12 protein-coding genes, 1 tRNA gene and 1 riboswitch are annotated in these 16,770 nt (G+C 71.1%); of the genes, 2 read left to right on the top strand and 11 right to left on the bottom strand.

Going from position 1 to position 16,770, the window contains the following annotated elements; all coding sequences use genetic code 11:
• Positions 1-103: 103 nt before the first annotated feature.
• Positions 104-186: transfer RNA gene (locus tag ACZ7LY_RS27600), tRNA-Leu, on the bottom strand.
• Positions 187-599: 413 nt separating this feature from the next.
• On the opposite strand from ACZ7LY_RS27600, the gene ACZ7LY_RS27595 reads away from it, so the two are divergent.
• Both ACZ7LY_RS27595 and ACZ7LY_RS27590 read left to right on the top strand, forming a co-directional pair.
• Positions 600-1,370: an ABC transporter ATP-binding protein gene (locus ACZ7LY_RS27595; RefSeq protein WP_471627431.1), complete on the top strand. Its 771-nt coding sequence runs from the start codon at positions 600-602 to the stop codon at positions 1,368-1,370.
• A gap of 103 nt (positions 1,371-1,473) precedes the next feature.
• A complete protein-coding gene (locus ACZ7LY_RS27590; protein ID WP_471627430.1) occupies positions 1,474-4,002 on the top strand; it encodes an ABC transporter permease in 2,529 nt (842 codons plus the stop codon).
• 83 nt (positions 4,003-4,085) lie between these two features.
• Here the strand turns inward: ACZ7LY_RS27590 and ACZ7LY_RS27585 are convergent, their stop codons facing one another.
• From ACZ7LY_RS27585 to ACZ7LY_RS27540, 10 genes are all read right to left on the bottom strand, one after another.
• Complete coding sequence (locus ACZ7LY_RS27585) at positions 4,086-5,381, bottom strand: class I SAM-dependent methyltransferase (protein ID WP_471627429.1); 1,296 nt, start codon at positions 5,379-5,381, stop codon at positions 4,086-4,088.
• A gap of 245 nt (positions 5,382-5,626) precedes the next feature.
• On the bottom strand, positions 5,627-7,027 hold the full coding sequence (locus tag ACZ7LY_RS27580) for an NAD(P)/FAD-dependent oxidoreductase (RefSeq protein WP_471627428.1): 1,401 nt from the start codon (positions 7,025-7,027) through the stop codon (positions 5,627-5,629).
• Between the two features lie 405 nt (positions 7,028-7,432).
• Positions 7,433-8,377 carry a Ppx/GppA phosphatase family protein gene (locus tag ACZ7LY_RS27575; RefSeq protein ID WP_471627427.1) on the bottom strand — a complete coding sequence of 315 codons (945 nt, stop codon included), beginning with the start codon at positions 8,375-8,377 and terminating at the stop codon, positions 7,433-7,435.
• On the bottom strand, positions 8,374-8,910 hold the full coding sequence (locus tag ACZ7LY_RS27570; RefSeq protein ID WP_471627426.1) for a DUF501 domain-containing protein: 537 nt from the start codon (positions 8,908-8,910) through the stop codon (positions 8,374-8,376). The genes ACZ7LY_RS27575 and ACZ7LY_RS27570 overlap by 4 nt, the downstream gene beginning before the upstream one ends.
• Positions 8,911-8,971: 61 nt before the next feature.
• Positions 8,972-9,472 (bottom strand): FtsB family cell division protein, encoded by a 501-nt coding sequence (locus ACZ7LY_RS27565; RefSeq protein WP_471627425.1) that lies wholly within the window; start codon positions 9,470-9,472, stop codon positions 8,972-8,974.
• A 95-nt stretch (positions 9,473-9,567) separates the two neighbouring features.
• On the bottom strand, positions 9,568-10,854 hold the full coding sequence (gene eno / locus ACZ7LY_RS27560) for a phosphopyruvate hydratase (RefSeq protein WP_471627424.1): 1,287 nt from the start codon (positions 10,852-10,854) through the stop codon (positions 9,568-9,570).
• 798 nt (positions 10,855-11,652) lie between these two features.
• Positions 11,653-12,393, bottom strand: a complete 741-nt coding sequence (locus ACZ7LY_RS27555; RefSeq protein WP_471627423.1) for a transglycosylase family protein — start codon at positions 12,391-12,393, stop codon at positions 11,653-11,655.
• A gap of 4 nt (positions 12,394-12,397) precedes the next feature.
• Positions 12,398-12,557, bottom strand: a riboswitch (cyclic di-AMP (ydaO/yuaA leader).
• A gap of 180 nt (positions 12,558-12,737) precedes the next feature.
• A complete protein-coding gene (locus ACZ7LY_RS27550) occupies positions 12,738-13,775 on the bottom strand; it encodes a transglycosylase family protein (protein WP_471627422.1) in 1,038 nt (345 codons plus the stop codon).
• A 151-nt stretch (positions 13,776-13,926) separates the two neighbouring features.
• Positions 13,927-15,186: a cytochrome P450 family protein gene (locus ACZ7LY_RS27545; protein WP_471627421.1), complete on the bottom strand. Its 1,260-nt coding sequence runs from the start codon at positions 15,184-15,186 to the stop codon at positions 13,927-13,929.
• Between the two features lie 561 nt (positions 15,187-15,747).
• A complete protein-coding gene (locus tag ACZ7LY_RS27540; protein WP_471627420.1) occupies positions 15,748-16,734 on the bottom strand; it encodes a nucleoside triphosphate pyrophosphohydrolase in 987 nt (328 codons plus the stop codon).
• Positions 16,735-16,770 lie beyond the last annotated feature (36 nt).

The raw sequence follows: 16,770 nt of genomic DNA, 5'->3' as shown, positions 1-16,770 counted from the left end.
GGGCGACCGAGTAGAAGAAGCGTGCGCCCACGGTGCGCCCAAGGGAAAACGGCACGGCGACCCCGAGGGCCCTCTCCGCTGGTCGGAGAGGTGAACGGAGGCGTGCCCGGAACCGGACTTGAACCGGTACGCCCGCGAGGGGCAGCGAGGTTTAAGCTCGCCGTGTCTGCATTCCACCATCCGGGCAGGCTGTGGCGCTCCGCATCGACCTTCCGAGCCTATCCGGCGGCATCCCCCGATCAGCGGAACAAGAGCCCGATGTTGTCTTATTTTATTGACGTCTGAGGGTGCATCAGGCCACGTCCCACGCCCTCCGCACATGCCTGAGGCCCTTTCACCACTGCATAACCGTTCCCTCGGATTGACGTGATTTCACCTCCGCGGCGCGGCGCCCCGAGCCCCCGCGTGCCGTCCGGCGTCTCAGGGGCCGGGGTCATACCCAGGTATGACCCCGGGGGTCTGCGGTCCGACCGGAGTCGCCCCTCACAACGAGAGCTGCGTCTGACGATTCGCGGGCAGGCGGCGGAGACGATGGATCTGTCCCCGCCAGCCGCGCACCTCGCCGGCTGCGCGCCCCCGACCGACAGGAGCACCCGCCCGTGACCACCACCCCGCTCGCCGGCCGCACCACCACGGCCGCCGCCCGCGCCACGGATCTGTCCAAGGTGTACGGACAGGGCGAGACCCAGGTGGTCGCCCTGGACCGGGTCTCCGTCGAGTTCGGCCGCGCCGAGTTCACCGCGATCATGGGGCCCTCCGGCTCCGGCAAGTCGACGCTGATGCACTGCGTGGCCGGTCTGGACACCTTCACGTCCGGCTCCGTGCGCATCGGCGACACCGAACTCGGCTCGCTCAAGGACAAGCAGCTCACGAAGTTGCGCCGGGACAAGATCGGCTTCATCTTCCAGGCGTTCAACCTGCTGCCGACGCTGACCGCCCTGGAGAACATCACGCTCCCCATGGACATCGCCGGCCGCAAGCCCGACAAGCAGTGGCTGGAGAACGTGATCCAGATGATCGGCCTGTCCGGGCGGCTCGGGCACCGGCCCTCGCAGCTCTCCGGCGGCCAGCAGCAGCGCGTCGCCGTCGCCCGCGCGCTCGCCTCCCAGCCCGAGATCATCTTCGGTGACGAGCCCACCGGAAACCTCGACTCCCGCTCCGGCGCCGAGGTGCTGGGCTTCCTGCGCAATTCCGTACGGGAACTGGGCCAGACCGTCGTCATGGTCACCCACGACCCGGTCGCCGCCGCCTACGCCAACCGGGTCGTCTTCCTCGCCGACGGCCGGATCGTGGACGAGATGCGCGAGCCGACCGCCGAGTCGGTGCTCGACCGCATGAAGCGGTTCGACGCCAAGGGCCGCACGAGCTGACCCGGCCGCGCCGGTGCCGCCCACCCGCACCGCGCCGCCGCACCCTCGTACCGCCGTACCACCGCACACGCCCGCGCCCGGCCCCAGACCTGAAGAGACCCCGATGTTCCGTACAGCCCTACGCAATGTGTTCGCGCACAAGGCCCGACTGCTGATGACCGTGCTCGCGGTCATGCTCGGCGTCGCCTTCGTCAGCGGCACCCTCGTCTTCACCAACACCATCTCCTCCGCCCTGTCGAAGTCCTCCGAGAAGGGCTTCGACCACGTCGACGTCGCCCTGACCCCCGGCTACACCCAGGCGTCCGGCGACAAGGTCGGCAAGGACGTCAAGCTCACCGACGCCATGCTGAAGAAGGCCGGCGCGGTGCCGGGCGCCGCGTCCGCGACCGGTGTCGTCAGCGGCTACGCGGCCGTCGCCGACCAGGACGGCAAGCTCGTCGGCAACGGCTTCTCCACCCAGGGCGGCAACTACTGGGGCGCCCGCGACGCCCGCTACCCGATCACGCACGGCAAGGCCCCGCACGGCCCCGGCCAGGTCGCGCTCGACGCGAAGACCGCCGAGCGCGCCGGCTACAAGGTCGGCGACCAGGTCCGCATGTCCGTCGAGGGCCCGGTCCTCACCCCGACCCTGACCGGCGTCTTCACCACCGACGACGGCAACGTCGCGGCGGGCGGCTCGCTCGCCCTGTTCGACACGCCCACCGCGCAGAAGCTGTTCCACAAGCAGGGCGCGTACGACGAGATCGACGTGAAGGCCGCCGCGGGCACCAGCGAGAACACGCTCAAGACGCAGCTCGACCGGGCGCTCGGCGACTCCGTCGAGAGCTCCACCGGCAAGCAGCTCGCCGACGACCAGGCCCGTCTGATCGCCGACGAGATGAGCTCCATGAAGACGATGCTGCTGGTCTTCGCGGGCATCGCGCTGTTCGTCGGCATCTTCATCATCGCCAACACCTTCACCATGCTGGTCGCCCAGCGCACCAAGGAACTGGCGCTGCTGCGCGCCGTCGGCGCCTCCCGCCGCCAGGTCACCCGCTCGGTGCTCCTGGAGGCGTTCGTGGTCGGCGCGGTCGCCGCCGTCACCGGTCTCGTCGCCGGCATCGGCATCGGCGCGGGCCTGCGCTCGCTGCTCGGCGCCACCGGCGCGGTCCTGCCCGACGGGCCGCTGGTCGTCACCGTCGGCACGGTCGTCTCCGCGCTCGTCGTCGGCGTCGTCGTCACCATGCTGGCCGCCTGGCTGCCGGGCCGCCGCGCCGCGAAGATCCCGCCGGTCGCCGCGATGAACGCGCTGCACGCCGCCCCGACCGCCAAGTCCCTCGTCGTACGCAACACGCTGGGCTCGCTCATCAGCGCCGCCGGCCTCGTCTGCGTCATCGCGGCGACGGGCATGAAGCTCGACGCCGCCAAGCTCCCCATGGGGCTCGGCGCCGCCCTCCTGGTCATCGGCGTGTTCATCCTGACGCCGCTGCTCTCGCGCCCCCTGATCGCCGCCGCGGCCCCGCTCCTTCGCTCGTTCGGCGTCGCCGGCAAGCTGGCCCGCCTCAACTCCGTACGCAACCCGCGCCGCACCGCCACCACCGCGTCGGCGCTGATGATCGGCCTGACCCTGATCACGGGCCTGACGGTGATCGCGGGCAGCGTGCAGTCCGCGATCAACAAGATGGCCGCCGACTCCCTCAAGGCCGACTACGTCGTCTCCATGGCGAACGGCAACCCGCTGTCCTCCGAGGTCCTGAAGACCCTCGACAAGACCCCGGGCATCACCGCGGCCAGCGGCATGTCGCAGGCCGCCTCCCGGATCGACGGCTCGACCGAGTACCTGACCGGCGTGGACGGCGCCACGATCGACAAGCTCGCCGACCTGAACCTGAAGTCCGGCACGTTCAAGATCGGCGGCACCGACGTCGTCGTCGACGAGTCGACCGCGAAGGACCACGGCTGGAAGGCCGGCTCCGCCTTCACGACCACCTACGAGGACGGCAAGAAGCAGCGCCTGACCGTCGCGGGCGTCTACGAGGGCAACCAGCTCATGAACGGCGTCATGGTCGACGCCGGCACCCTGAACCCGCACGTCACCTCGGGCGTCTCCGACCGGCGCGTCATGGTCAAGACGGACGGCGGCACCTCCACCGCCACCAAGGACAAGCTGACCAAGGCCCTCGGCGAGAACCCCGCGATCAAGATCCAGGACCGCCAGGACATCTCCAACGAGACCGCCCAGACGTTCACGCTGATGCTGAACATGGTCTACGGGCTGCTCGCCATGGCCGTCGTCGTCGCCGTCCTCGGCGTCATCAACACCCTGGCCATGTCGGTCTTCGAGCGGCAGCAGGAGATCGGGATGCTGCGCGCGATCGGCCTCGACCGCAAGGCGGTCAAGCGCATGGTCCGCCTGGAGTCGCTGGTGATCTCCCTGTTCGGCGGTGTGCTCGGCATCGGTCTCGGCGTCTTCTTCGGCTGGGCCGCGGGGCAGCTCATCGGGGACAGCATGTCGACGTACTCGCTGGTCCTGCCGTGGGGCCGGATGGGTATCTTCCTGGCGCTCGCCGCCGTCGTCGGCATCCTCGCCGCGCTGTGGCCGGCCCGCCGCGCCGCCCGCCTGAACATGCTGACGGCCATCAAGTCGGAGTGAGCCGCGGGGGCCCGCACCCCCTGCTCACGCCTTCGGGGCGCACCGGTTCGTCACCGGTGCGCCCCGAACCGCGTACGGGGGTGTCAGTTCCAGGTGCGGGCGCGCAGCGGCATGCCCGAGACCCCGGCCTCCTCGGTCCGTACGGCGAGGATCTGGTTGACGCCGATGCGGTTGCGCTCGAAGCTCAGCGCGGAGGCCGCCATGTACAGCCGCCAGATCCGCGCCCGGCCCGGGCTGACCAGGGTCAGGGCCTCGGGCCAGCGGGCCTCCAGGTTGCGCACCCACTGGCGCAGGGTGAGCGCGTAGTGCTCCCGGATGGCCTCCATGTCCCGCACCTCGAACCCGGCGCGCTCCAGCAGCGCGGCCGTGGTGCCGACCGGGGCCAGCTCCCCGTCGGGGAAGACGTAGGCGTCGATGAACTCGTCCACCTCGTACGCCGACTCGTCGCGCTGGGGGCGGCGCGCGATCTGGTGGTTGAGCAGCCGCCCGCCCGGCTTGAGCAGGGCGTACAGATCGCTCGCGTACTCCAGATAGCGCTCTGATCCGACGTGCTCGGCCATGCCGATGGAGGAGATCGCGTCGTACGGGCCGTCGCGCACGTCGCGGTAGTCCTGGACGCGGATCTCGACCTTGTCGGTCAGGCCCTCGTCGGCGACGCGCTTGCGGGCGAACGCGGCCTGTTCCTGCGAGAGGGTGACGCCGACGACGCTCACCCCGTACTCGCGGGCCGCGTGGATCGCCATGGAGCCCCAGCCGCAGCCCACGTCGAGCAGGCGCTGCCCCGCGCGCAGGTCGAGCTTGCGGCAGACGAGGTCGAGCTTGTCGCGCTGGGCGTCCTCCAGGGTGGCGCCCGGGGAGTCCCAGTAGGCGCACGAGTAGACCATCGAGGGGCCGAGGACGAGGGCGTAGAAGTCGTTGCCGACGTCGTAGTGGTGGCTGATGGCCCGCTTGTCGCTACCCTTGGTGTGCAGGTGGAGTCGGCCTCTGCGGCGCATCTCCTCGGCGGGCGGCGCGGGCGGCGGCAGCGGCCCGGCGAGCTTGACCAGCTCCTTGACGGCGGCCCGCACCTCGGGGCGTCTGAGGGCGGCGGCGAGCGAGGGGGCGTCCTCGTCGCGCTCCCAGATCAGGCCGGCCATGGCGTCGAGGACGGCGTACAGGTCGCCCTCCACATCCAGTTCGCCGGCGACCCAGGCGCGGGCGAGTCCCAGCTCGCCGGGCTTGAACAGCAGCCGGCGCAGCGCGCGGCGGTGGCGCACGACGAGGGCGGGAGCGTCCGGGGGACCGGCCTCCGAGCCGTCCCAGGCGCGCAGGCGCACCGGGAGTTCGGCGCCGAGCACCTGCTCGGCCAGGTTCTTCAGCCGCTGTGCGGCGTCCTGCATGGCGCACACCTCCGTGGCGAGACGTGATCTCCAGTGATCTCTGGGCCCGGAACGGTCCAACACCACGTAAACACCAACCAGGCGCTCTCGCAGTCCCGTTGCCGCGTCACGGAACGGCAAAAATACGTGTAGACGCCATGCTTTTAGAGATGCGGGCACGCCGGTTCAGGGGCGCGGGCACGCCGAAGGGGCCGCCCGCACCACGGATGGCAGGCGGCCCCTTCGGGCGAAACGCTACAGCGGGGTCAGGACGCCTTGGCCTTCTCGGCCTCGGCCTTGCCCTTGTCCTCCGCCTTGGCGGCGGGGGCCGGGGCCGGCTTCGCGGCCTCGTAGAACTCCTCGCGCGGCGTCTCCAGGGCGCCGAGCGCGGTGATGTCGCGCTTCTGGAACATGTTGATCGTCCACTCGGCGATCACCCGCACCTTGCGGTTCCAGGTCGGCATGGCCAGACCGTGGTAGCCGCGGTGCATGTACCACGCCAGACGGCCCTTGAGCTTGATCTTCATCTTGCCCATGACGATCATGGCGACGCCCTTGTGGAGGCCGAGACCGGCCACCGCACCCTTGTTGGCGTGCTTGTAGTCCTTCTGCGGGAAGCCCCGCATGCCGGACACCACGTTGTCACCGAGGACCTTGGCCTGGCGCATGGCGTGCTGCGCGTTCGGCGGGCACCAGGCGTTCGGGTTGCCCGCGGCGCGGCCGACGAGGTCCGGGACCTGGGCGTTGTCGCCCGCGGCCCAGATGTAGTCGCTGCCGGCGACCTGGAGACTGGCCTGCGTGTCCACGTGACCGCGCGGGCCGAGCGGGAGGCCGAAGCGGGCGAGGGCCGGGTTCGGCTTGACGCCGGCGGTCCACACGACCGTGTTGGCGTCGACCTCGAGACCGTTGGAGAGCACGACGTGACCGTCGACGCAGGAGGGCATCGTGGTGCCGAGGTAGACCTCGATACCGCGCGACTCCAGGTGCTTCTTGCCGTACTGGCCGAGGTCGGGGCCGACCTCGGGGAGCACCTTGTCGGCGGCGTCCACGAGCACGAAGCGCATGTCCTCGCGCTTGACGTTCTTGTAGAACTTCGCCGCGTCGCGCGCCAGGTCCTCGACCTCACCGATCGTCTCGGCGCCCGCGAAGCCACCGCCGACGAAGACGAAGGTGAGCGCCTTGCGGCGGATCTCCTCGTCCGTGGTCGACTCGGCCTTGTCGAGCTGCTCGAGGACGTGGTTGCGCAGGCCGATGGCCTCCTCGACGCCCTTCATACCGATGCCGACCTCGGCGAGGCCCGGCGTCGGGAAGGTGCGCGAGACCGCGCCGAGCGCGATCACCAGGTAGTCGAAGGGCACCTCGTACGCCTCGCCGACGAGCGGGGCGACCGTGGCGACCTTGCGGTCCTGGTCGATGGTGGTGACGCGGCCGGTGAGAATCTCGGCGCCCGGCACAGCGCGTCGCAGCGGGACGACGACGTTGCGCGGCGAGATGCTGCCGGCGGCGGTCTCGGGGAGGAAGGGCTGGTACGTCATGTACGAGCGCGGGTCCACGACCGTGACGGTCGCTTCGCCGTAGCGCATCTTCTTGAGGATGCGCCGCGCCGCGTACAGGCCTACGTACCCACCCCCGACAATGAGGATCCTGGGACGCTCCGTGGTGCTCATGCCATCGAGTATCCACCCGACTGGAGGGGGTCGCTCGTGCGCCCCTTCACAAGGTCCGCCAACCCCTCTGCTACACTTCGCCGCCCACGTGACCCATGTCATGGCCGTGGAGGGGAACCACCGGGTCGCCCCAGTCGTTGCACACCCCCCTTGAGCAGCCACGGCGGGCATTCGGGCGCACTGGACCACTCGCGCGGTTCATGGGCGCGTAACACGCCCGGAACCTCATAAACCCCTCGAGCCCGTGGCCTGGGGCACCCCCGGACGGCCCCAGCGGCGCGTAACAGCCGCCAAGAGGGCCGATTTCCTTGTGAAGAACTTCACGAACTTTCCCGACGGAGTGTCGCCGAAGCGTGTCGAGGGGGCCCGCGGGGCCCCCTCGTACCCTCCGTAGGACCCGGCCGCTCAGGCCAGCGACCAGGCGATGCCGTCCAGGATGTCGTGCTCGCTGACGACGACCTCGCGGGCGCCGGTGCGCTCCATGATCATGCGCAGGACGAGCGCGCCGGAGGCGAGGACATCGACCCGGCCGGGGTGGATGACCGGCTTCAGGGACCGCTGCTCGTGCGTGGAGGAGAGCAGCCAGTCGGTCAGCTCGGCGACCTTGTCGTAGGAGATCCGCGCGTGGTGGATCGCCGTCGAGTCGTACGCGTCGAGGCCGAGGGCGAGCGCGGCGACCGTGGTCACCGAACCGGCGAGCCCGACCAGCGTGCGGGCCTCCTTCAGCGGCACGGCCTCGGCGGCGAGGTCGAGGGCGGCGGCGATGTCCGCGCGCACGGCGCCGATCCGGGCCGGCTCCGGCGGGTCGGCGAGCGTGCCGTCGTCCCGGACGAGGTGCCGCTCCGTCATCCGTACGCAGCCGATGTCCACCGAGCGGGCCGCCTCGACGGTGTCGGTGCCGACGACGAACTCCGTGGAGCCGCCGCCGATGTCCACCACCAGGAACGGCTTGTCGAGGTCGGGGCGGCCCGCCAGCTCCTTCGTCGCACCCGTGAAGGAGTACGCGGCCTCCTGGTCACCGGTGATCACCTCGGGCTCGACGCCCAGGATGTCGAGGACCCCGCGCACGAACTCGTCGCGGTTCTCCGCGTCGCGCGAGGCGGACGTGGCGACGAACCGCAGCTTCCGCGCCCCGTGCTCCTTTATCACTTCGGCGTACTCGCGGCACGCGGCGAACGTCCGCTCCAGCGCCTCGGGGGCGAGCCGCCCGGTGCGGTCGACGCCCTGGCCGAGCCGTACGACGGTCATCCGCCGGTCGAGGTCGACCAGCTCGCCGGTGTCCGGGTTCGCGTCCGCGACGAGCAACCGGATGGAGTTCGTGCCGCAGTCCACGGCGGCGACCCTGGTCACTGGTGGCCCTCCTCGGCGGCGACGGCGCTCACGCAGGCGCCCTTCTTCCACCACTCCGGCAGCATGGCGATGGCCTCGTCGCCCAGCGGGTTGACGCCGGGGCCCGCGGCCAGCGAGTGCGCCACGAGCACGTGCAGGCACTTCACGCGGTCCGGCATGCCGCCGGCGCTCGGGAAGCCCTCCAGGACCTCGATGGCGTCGCGGCGGGCGAGGTAGTCCTCGTGCGCGGCGCGGTACTGCCGGGCCAGCTCCGGGTCGCTCTGGAGCCGCTCGGTCATCTCCTTCATGACCCCGTTGGCCTCCAGCGTGCCGATCGCGGAGGCCGCGCGCGGGCACGTCAGGTAGTACGTCGTCGGGAACGGCGTGCCGTCCTCCAGGCGCGGGGCCGTCTCGACCACGTCCGGGTTGCCGCAGGGGCAGCGGTGCGCGATGGCCCGCAGACCGCGCGGCGGGCGGCCGAGCTGCTCCTTGAACGCGTGGATGTCGGCGTCCGTGGGCGCGGTGGATTCGGTCTGGGGCGGGGGCGTCTGCATGCCTTGCTTCCGGCTGTCTTCCGTGTCGGTGACTGGATGGAGGGGTGGAGCGGGGGCGGGGTCAGTGATCGGCCTGGTCGGCCTTGTCGACGCCGTCCCACACGTTGGAGTACCAGGGGCGGTCGGCCGCGCCCTGGTCGGTGCGGCCGGACGCGGCGGCGCGCGGGTCGGGCACCACGTACCCGGTCTCGCCCGGCTTCACCATGTGCAGCCGCTCGCGGATGCGCTGCTCGGCGTACGAGTCGTCCTGCCAGCGGGCCTTCTCGTCGCGGAGCCGGTCCACGCGCTCCTTGGCCTCCTGCTGCTGGCGCCGCAGATCGGCGATCTCGCCGCGCTGGGACACGTACTGCCTTATCGGGTACGCGAGCGCGACGACCAGTGTGCACAGGACCAGGGCGAGCAGGGCCGCGCGGCCGGTGAGCCGGGAGCGGCGGGCCTGGCGCCTGCTCTGCGAGCGGTAGACCCGCTCGGCGGTCTGCTCGCCGAGCACCCGCAGCCGCGTCGCGGTGGAGAAGCGGGCCTGGCCGCCGTCGGCGTCCCTGTCGCGAAGCTTGCCCGGCATCGCCTCTCCCGCCTCCCCTGCCTCACGTGCGTACGTCCCCGCACACGGTACGGGACCGAGTGCGGGGACGTACGTAACTACCGCCCTGTTACGGGTCAGCCCTTGAAGCGCGGGAAGGCGCTGCGGCCGGCGTAGACCGCGGCGTCGTCGAGGATCTCCTCGATGCGCAGGAGCTGGTTGTACTTGGCGACGCGCTCGGAGCGGGCCGGGGCACCGGTCTTGATCTGGCCGCAGTTGGTGGCGACGGCCAGGTCGGCGATGGTGACGTCCTCGGTCTCGCCGGAGCGGTGGGACATCATGCACTTGAAGCCGTTGCGCTGGGCCAGCTCGACGGCGTCCAGGGTCTCGGTCAGCGAGCCGATCTGGTTGACCTTGACCAGCAGGGCGTTGGCGGAGCCCTCCTCGATGCCGCGGGCGAGGCGCTCGGGGTTGGTGACGAAGAGGTCGTCGCCGACGAGCTGGACCTTGTCGCCCAGCTTGTCCGTGATGACCTTCCAGCCGGCCCAGTCGTCCTCGTACAGCGGGTCCTCGATGGAGACCAGCGGGTACGCGGAGACGAGCTCCTCGTAGTACTCGGTCATCTCGGCGGCCGAGCGGGACTTGCCCTCGAACTCGTACTTGCCGTCCTTGTAGAACTCGGAGGCGGCGACGTCGAGGGCGAGCGCGATCTGCTGGCCGGGGATGTACCCGGCCTCCTTGATCGCTTCGAGGATCAGGTCGAGCGCGGCGCGGTTCGAGTCCAGGTTCGGGGCGAAGCCGCCCTCGTCGCCGAGGCCCGTGGACAGGCCCTTGGTCTTCAGCACCTTCTTGAGGGTGTGGTAGACCTCGGCGCCCCAGCGCAGGGCCTCGGAGAAGGACTCCGCGCCGATCGGGGCGATCATGAACTCCTGGATGTCCACGTTGGAGTCGGCGTGCGACCCGCCGTTCAGGATGTTCATCATCGGCACCGGCAGGAGGTGCGCGTTCGGGCCGCCCAGGTAGCGGAACAGCGGGAGGTCGCTGGCCTCGGACGCGGCGTGCGCGACGGCGAGCGAGACGCCGAGGATGGCGTTGGCGCCGAGCGAGCCCTTGTTGTCGGTGGCGTCCAGGTCGAACATGGCCTGGTCGATCAGGCGCTGCTCGGTGGCGTCGTAGCCGACCAGCTCCGGGCCGATCTGCTCGATGACGGCGAGGACGGCCTTCTCGACGCCCTTGCCCTGGTAGCGGTTGGGGTCACCGTCGCGGAGTTCGATGGCCTCGAAGGCACCGGTGGAGGCGCCGGACGGGACGGCAGCACGGCCGGTGCTTCCGTCGTCGAGGCCGACCTCGACCTCGACCGTGGGGTTGCCTCGGGAGTCCAGGATTTCCCGGGCTACGACGACGTCGATGGACGGCACGAGCATCTCCTTCTGGGATGTGACGCGGTCTGCGGTGGGCCGTGTGTTCGGGCCCGCCTCCCCCTGAGCCTAACCGGCTCGGGAGCATCGGCCAGCCGACCGACCGTCTCGTGGACAACGCCGAGAGCGAAATGTTTCCGTGCGAAACAATTAGGCACCGTGTGCTTTCCCAGCGCCCCCAAGGGGGGTGGGCCTTCCGCCCAGGACTTCCGCCCCCACTTGTCCCGCCGGGGGTGAGCGGGCCATCTTTCGGGCGGGGGGCTGCCCCGCGTCGCCGTTTGGGGAGTCCTCCGGCGGAGGCCGCTTGCGGCTGAGGTTCGCGCAGTTCCCCGCGCCCCTGAGGAGTTACCAGGCCGAGGCCCGCTGCCCTGAACGTTTCGCGCAGTTCCCCGCGCCCCTGGGTGAGTGGGCGGTCCCGCCCGGTGGGTTCCTCGACTTTCGTCGTGGCTGGTCGCGCAGTTCCCCGCGCCCCTGGAGGGGCGACTGCGTCGCCACCTCCCCCCCCCTGGGGAGCCGGGGCGCAGGCCCGCTCCCTCAGGGGCGCGGGGAACTGCGCAACCTCAGCTACAAGCAGCCTCCGCCTGGAGAACTCCCCAGGGGCGCGGGGAACTGCGCGAGAAGCCCCACCGGCCCGCAGGTGACCACGCACGCGTAGTGCCCCGTCAGGGGCGCGGGGAACTGCGCGGCCGGCCACTCACCCGCCGGAGGCAGGACGTGGCGAACCCCCCGCCCAGGGAAGGGCAGGGGGTTCGGGGGGGGTGCTGGGGGTCCGCCGGCCTCCAGTACCTACGCGGAGCGCACCGCTTACTTCAGGTGAAGCTGCTGCCCCGGGTAGATGAGGTCAGCGTTGGAGACGATGTCACCGTTCAGCTTGAACAGCTTCTGCCAAGACGTCCCGTGCGCCTGAGCGATCTTGCTCAGCGTGTCACCGGAGACGACCTTGTACTCGCCGTCACCCTTCTTGACCGTCTTGCCGGTCGGCGTCGTGACGGTCTTGCGCTCCTGCTGCTGCGGCTGAGCCTGCGGCTTCGGCTGCTGCTGGGGCTGCTGCTGCGGCTGCGGAGCCTGACGCTGCTGCGAACGGTTGGCGGGCTGCTCGGCCTGCCGCTCCTGCTGCTGCGGCTGGGCCTGCTGCTTCGGCTGGGCCGGGGCCGGCGCGGAGTTGGACGTGGAGGCACCCGAGAGGCCCACGCCGCAGCTCGGCCAGGCGCCCTTGCCCTGGGAGGCGAGAACCTTCTCGGCGACGGCTATCTGCTGCGCCTTGGAGGCCTGGTTGGCGGTGGACGCGTAGGCGGTACCGCCGTACGCGGCCCAGGTGGAGGCCGAGAACTGGAGGCCACCGTAGTAGCCGTTGCCGGTGTTGATCGACCAGTTGCCACCGGACTCGCACTGCGCGACCTGGTCCCACTCGGAGGTGGAGGCGGCGGAGGCGTTGGTGGCGCCCATCAGCGGTACGGCGACAGCGGCGCCGGCGACACCGGCGAGCGTGGCGACACGGACGGCCTTGGACGGGCGGCGGTGCTTGCCCTTGCTGGAAAACAGCATGGAGAGATCCCCTCACCGACGCCTACGAGGTGAGCTGTCGGGTTCGGGCCAGTGAGTGCCCGGCCGCGCATCCTTGTGCGCGGCTTCACCCCAAGCCGCTCCGGCTTTCGTCCGGTGCGGCACCTACCTGGGTCCCCCGCTCCTGCCTACGGCGCTGACGCGTCGACTGTTCCCGTACGGACGTTGGCAGGATTCGGCGTGACGTCCATCGGGGCCCGCATTGGCGAGCGGTCAGACCGTAAGCAGGCGATCCGCCCGATTTCAAAGACGATCAGGCCCTTTGAGACCCATCTCTCATTCTCGCAAAAGCGGACAAAGGGCCATCAATCGGTCATGAACCGTCGTTACTTTTCACCCGATTTGAGCCCTAGATCCAGACTCTGACCAGGGAGGATGAGATCGGGGTCGGAACCGACCTCCCGCTTGTTGTGCTCGTACAGCGCGGACCACCCGCCACGGACGTCATGGGCGTCCGCGATGTCCCAGAGGTTGTCGCCGGAACGGACCGTGTACGTCTGTCCGTCGCGCCCCTCGCCGCGCGAGGCGTGACGCCCCTCACCCTCGCGGGAGGCGTCCGTGTCGTCCGCCGCGCGGTCCCCGCGGTGCCGGCCCCCGGCGGAGTCGTCGGCGGAGGCGTCGGCGCCGGGCGCGGTGGGCGCGTGCGTGGCCGAGGAGCCCGTACGGGAGGTCTCGTCCGTGCCGTCGGTGCCGTGGGCGCCCGCCTCAGCGGAGGGCGCGTCTGACGGGTCGTCGGAGGTCTGGCCCGGGGCGGAGGCGTCGGGGCGGTCCGCGTGTCTGTCGGTCCGCTTGCTGCCGGAGGAGTCGTCGGAGGGGTGCCGGGAGGCGTCGGCGGACGGCTTCGCGGACGGGCTCTGCGAGGCGTCCGCGTCGGCGTGATCCTTGTCTCCCTTGTCGGGGGAGCCGCTCGGCAGGCCCGTCGGGTCGGCGGAGCCGGAGGGCAGCAGCGGCGGCAGGCTCGCGCCCGGGTCCACGTCCGCCGAGTCGTCGCTCTTGGTGAGGCCCGCGGTGAGCGAGCAGCTCGGCCAGGCGGTCGGGCCCTTCGCGTCGAGGACCTTCTCGGCCACGGATATCTGCTGCGAGCGGCTGGCCTGGTCGGCGGTCGGGGCGTAGTCGAGGCCCCCGTACTTCTCCCACATCTCCTGGGAGAGCTGGAGGCCGCCGTAGTAGCCGTTGCCCGCGTCCAGGCTCCACTGGCCGCCCGACTCGCACTCGGCGAGCTTGTCCCAGGTGGCGGTGGTCGCGGCGGTCGCGTTCGACGCGGCGAGCAGCGGGATCGCTATGGCGCTGCCGGTGACTCCGGCGGCGACGACGAGGGCAGGGGCCTGACGGGGGCGACGGTGTCGGCCGTTCCCGGAGAGCATGCGGATGCCTTTCGCGGAGACAGTTGCTGCGCGCGACAGGTGGTACCGGTGGTGCTCGTGTCGCGGTGACTGGTGAACGTAGCGGTCTTCGAACATCCGTCACAAGTCGATGCAGCGGAGATCACGTGAAAGTCACATTCTTGACACCGCGTCAGTTCTGGTGGGGTGTGAACTCCACGGGCAGCGTGCGCAGTCCGCGCATGATGAGCCCTCCACGCCACCGCAAATCGGTCGGTTCCCCCGCAAGTCGCAGGTCCGGAAGGCGTGTCAGGAGCGTGGCGAGCGCGGTCTGTCCTTCCAGGCGGGCGAGGGGCGCGCCGAGGCAGTAGTGGATGCCGTGGCCGTAGCCGAGGTGCTGATTGTCACGCCGGGACAGGTCCAGGGTGTCGGGCCGCTCGAACCGCTCCGGGTCCCGGTCCGCGGCGGCCAGCACCACGAGCACCGGGTCGCCGGCCGCGATGTGCTGCCCGCCGAGGGTCAGCGGCTCGGTGGCGAACCGCCAGGTGGCCAGCTCCACGGGCCCGTCGAAGCGCAGCAGTTCCTCGACGCCGGTCTCCAGCAGGCCCCGCTCCCCCGCCGCCAGCGACTCCTGGAGCCGCGCGCGCTGTTCGGGGTGGGTGAGCAGGGCGAGCGTGCCGTTGCCGATCAGGTTCACGGTCGTCTCGAAACCGGCGAACAGGAGGATGAACGCCATCGCGGCGGCCTCGTTCTCCGTCAGGTGCTCGCCGTGGTCGGAGGCGCGGATCAGGCCCGAGATGAGGTCGTCGCCGGGGTCGCTGCGCTTGCGGTGGATCAGTTCGGCGAGGTAGCCGCGCATCTTCTTCACCGAGCGGGCGACGCCGCCGCGCGGGCCGCCGCCGTGCCGGATCATCATGCCCGCCCAGTCCCGGAAGTCGTCCTGGTCCTCGCGCGGGACGCCGAGCAGGTCGCAGATCGCGTAGATGGGCAGCGGGAACGCGAACTCGTGGATCAGGTCCGCCTCGCCCTTCGCCGCGAACCCGTCGATCAGGCTGTCCGTCAGTTCCTGCACGCGCGGGGCGAACTCCGCGACCCGGCGCGGGGTGAACGCCTTCGACACCAGGCGGCGCAGGCGCGTGTGGTCCGGCGGGTCGATGTTGAGCAGATGCGTCATCAGCTCGGCCTTGCGCTCGCCCGGGATGCCGGTCTTGCCCTTGGCGTGGCTGGGCTCGGCGTGGTGGTCCGGGTTCTTGCTCAGGCGCTGGTCCGCCAGGGCCTGGCGGGCGTCCGTGTACCGGGTGATCAGCCAGGCGTCGACGCCGCTGGGGAGGGTCGTGCGGTGTACGGGGGCGTGGTGGCGGAGCCAGGCGTACGCGGGGTACGGGTTGCTGGCGAACTCCCAGGTGAACAGTTCGGGGGTGGGGGTGTTTCGGCTGGCGGGGGGCGTTGTCACCCTCCGAAGGTAACGTCTCCGGTGGCCCCTGTTTGGCGGGCCTACACCCCAGCGCCGGCCGCTCCGCGGGGGGCCTTCTCGGGCGGGTTCGTCGTCTCACGGCTGCGTCGTGGTTGCTCGCGCAGTTCCCCGCGCCCCTAGGGAGTTCTCCGGGTGAGCCCCGCTGACCTGAACGTTGCGCAGTTCCCCGCGCCCCTAGGCAGGTGGGTGGCCCCGGCCGGTGAATTTCCTCGACTTTCGTCGTGGCTGATCGCGCAGTTCCCCGCGCCCCTGTCGGGGCGACTGCGTCGCCGCCTCCTCCCCTGGGGGGCTGGGGCGAAGCCCCGCTCCCTCAGGGGCGCGGGGAACTGCGCGACCAGCCCCCACCGGCCCGCAGGTGAACGACAACCTCCAGGGGCAACGCCCCGTCAGGGGCGCGGGGAACTGCGCAACCTCAGCTACAAGCAGCCTCCGGCTGGAGAACTCGCTAGGGGCGCGGGGAACTGCGCGAGACGCCCCACCGGCCCGCAGATGACCACTTACCGGGGCCGTCCCCGCCCAGGGGAGTAGGGGTCGAGGGAGTTATAGGCCCTCGGCGGCGCGGATCTGCGTGCGGTAGGCGCGGGCCGCTTCCCGGAGGGCCGCCTCAGGATCAACCCCCTGCTCCTCCGCCCGAAGGGCCACCGCAAGAAGCTCGGGCCCGACCCCCTCCCCCGAGGGAACGGAAACCTGAATCCCCCCGGCCCGCGCCCGAGCCCCAAGCTTGGCCGCCAGCGCCAGCCCCGGCTGCCCCAGCGGAACCCCGTCCGTCACGGACTCCCGCCGCTTCGCCTCCCCCTTGCGCCGCAACCAGATCTCCCGTACCTCCTCCGCAGAGGCCGCGACCTCGTCGCCGAAGACGTGCGGATGCCGGTGGATGAGCTTGTCGACGATGCCCCCGGCGACGTCGTCGATGGAGAACGCGTCCTCGTCCGCCTCCTCCGCGATCCGCGCGTGGAAGACGACCTGGAGCAGCACGTCCCCCAACTCCTCGCGCAGCTCCTCCCGGTCCCCCGCCTCGATCGCCTCGACCAGCTCGTACACCTCCTCGATGGCGTACTTGGCGAGGTCCTCGTGGGTGCGCAGCCGCGACCAGGGGCACTCCCGCCGGATGCGGTCCATGACCTGGACGAGGTCGAGCAGCCGGGCCCCGGGCAGGTCGTACGCGCCGGGCAGCAGTTCCAGCGCCGGCATCGTCTCGCGCCCCGAGCCGGCGAGCGCGGCCAGCCCGTCGGTCAGGCGCCGGTCGCCGTCCGCGCCGGCGAGGACGACGACGGTGGCGCCGGTGGCCGCGCACCGGTCGACCAGCTCGCGGGCGGTGGGCGAGGCGACGGTGACGGCGACGCCCGCCTCCTTCAGATACGGCACCTGCGGGTGCGCGGCGTCGGCGCACAGCACCTCGTCGGCCGCGTGCAGGGTCTGCCACGCCTGCCAGGACAGCAGCCCGGGGGCGACCCGGTGGCTGGTGGTGAGCAGGACGACGCGGCCGGCGGGGCCGGCGGCTGCGGAGGGCGCCTCTCGATCGTTCACGCCTCGAACGTAACGCAGACCACCGACATCGCCCGC

This window comes from Streptomyces sp. NPDC107550 (assembly GCF_055639095.1).
The sequence above is the reverse complement of the archived record's forward strand: the minus strand, read 5'-3'. Positions and strand labels throughout refer to the sequence as shown.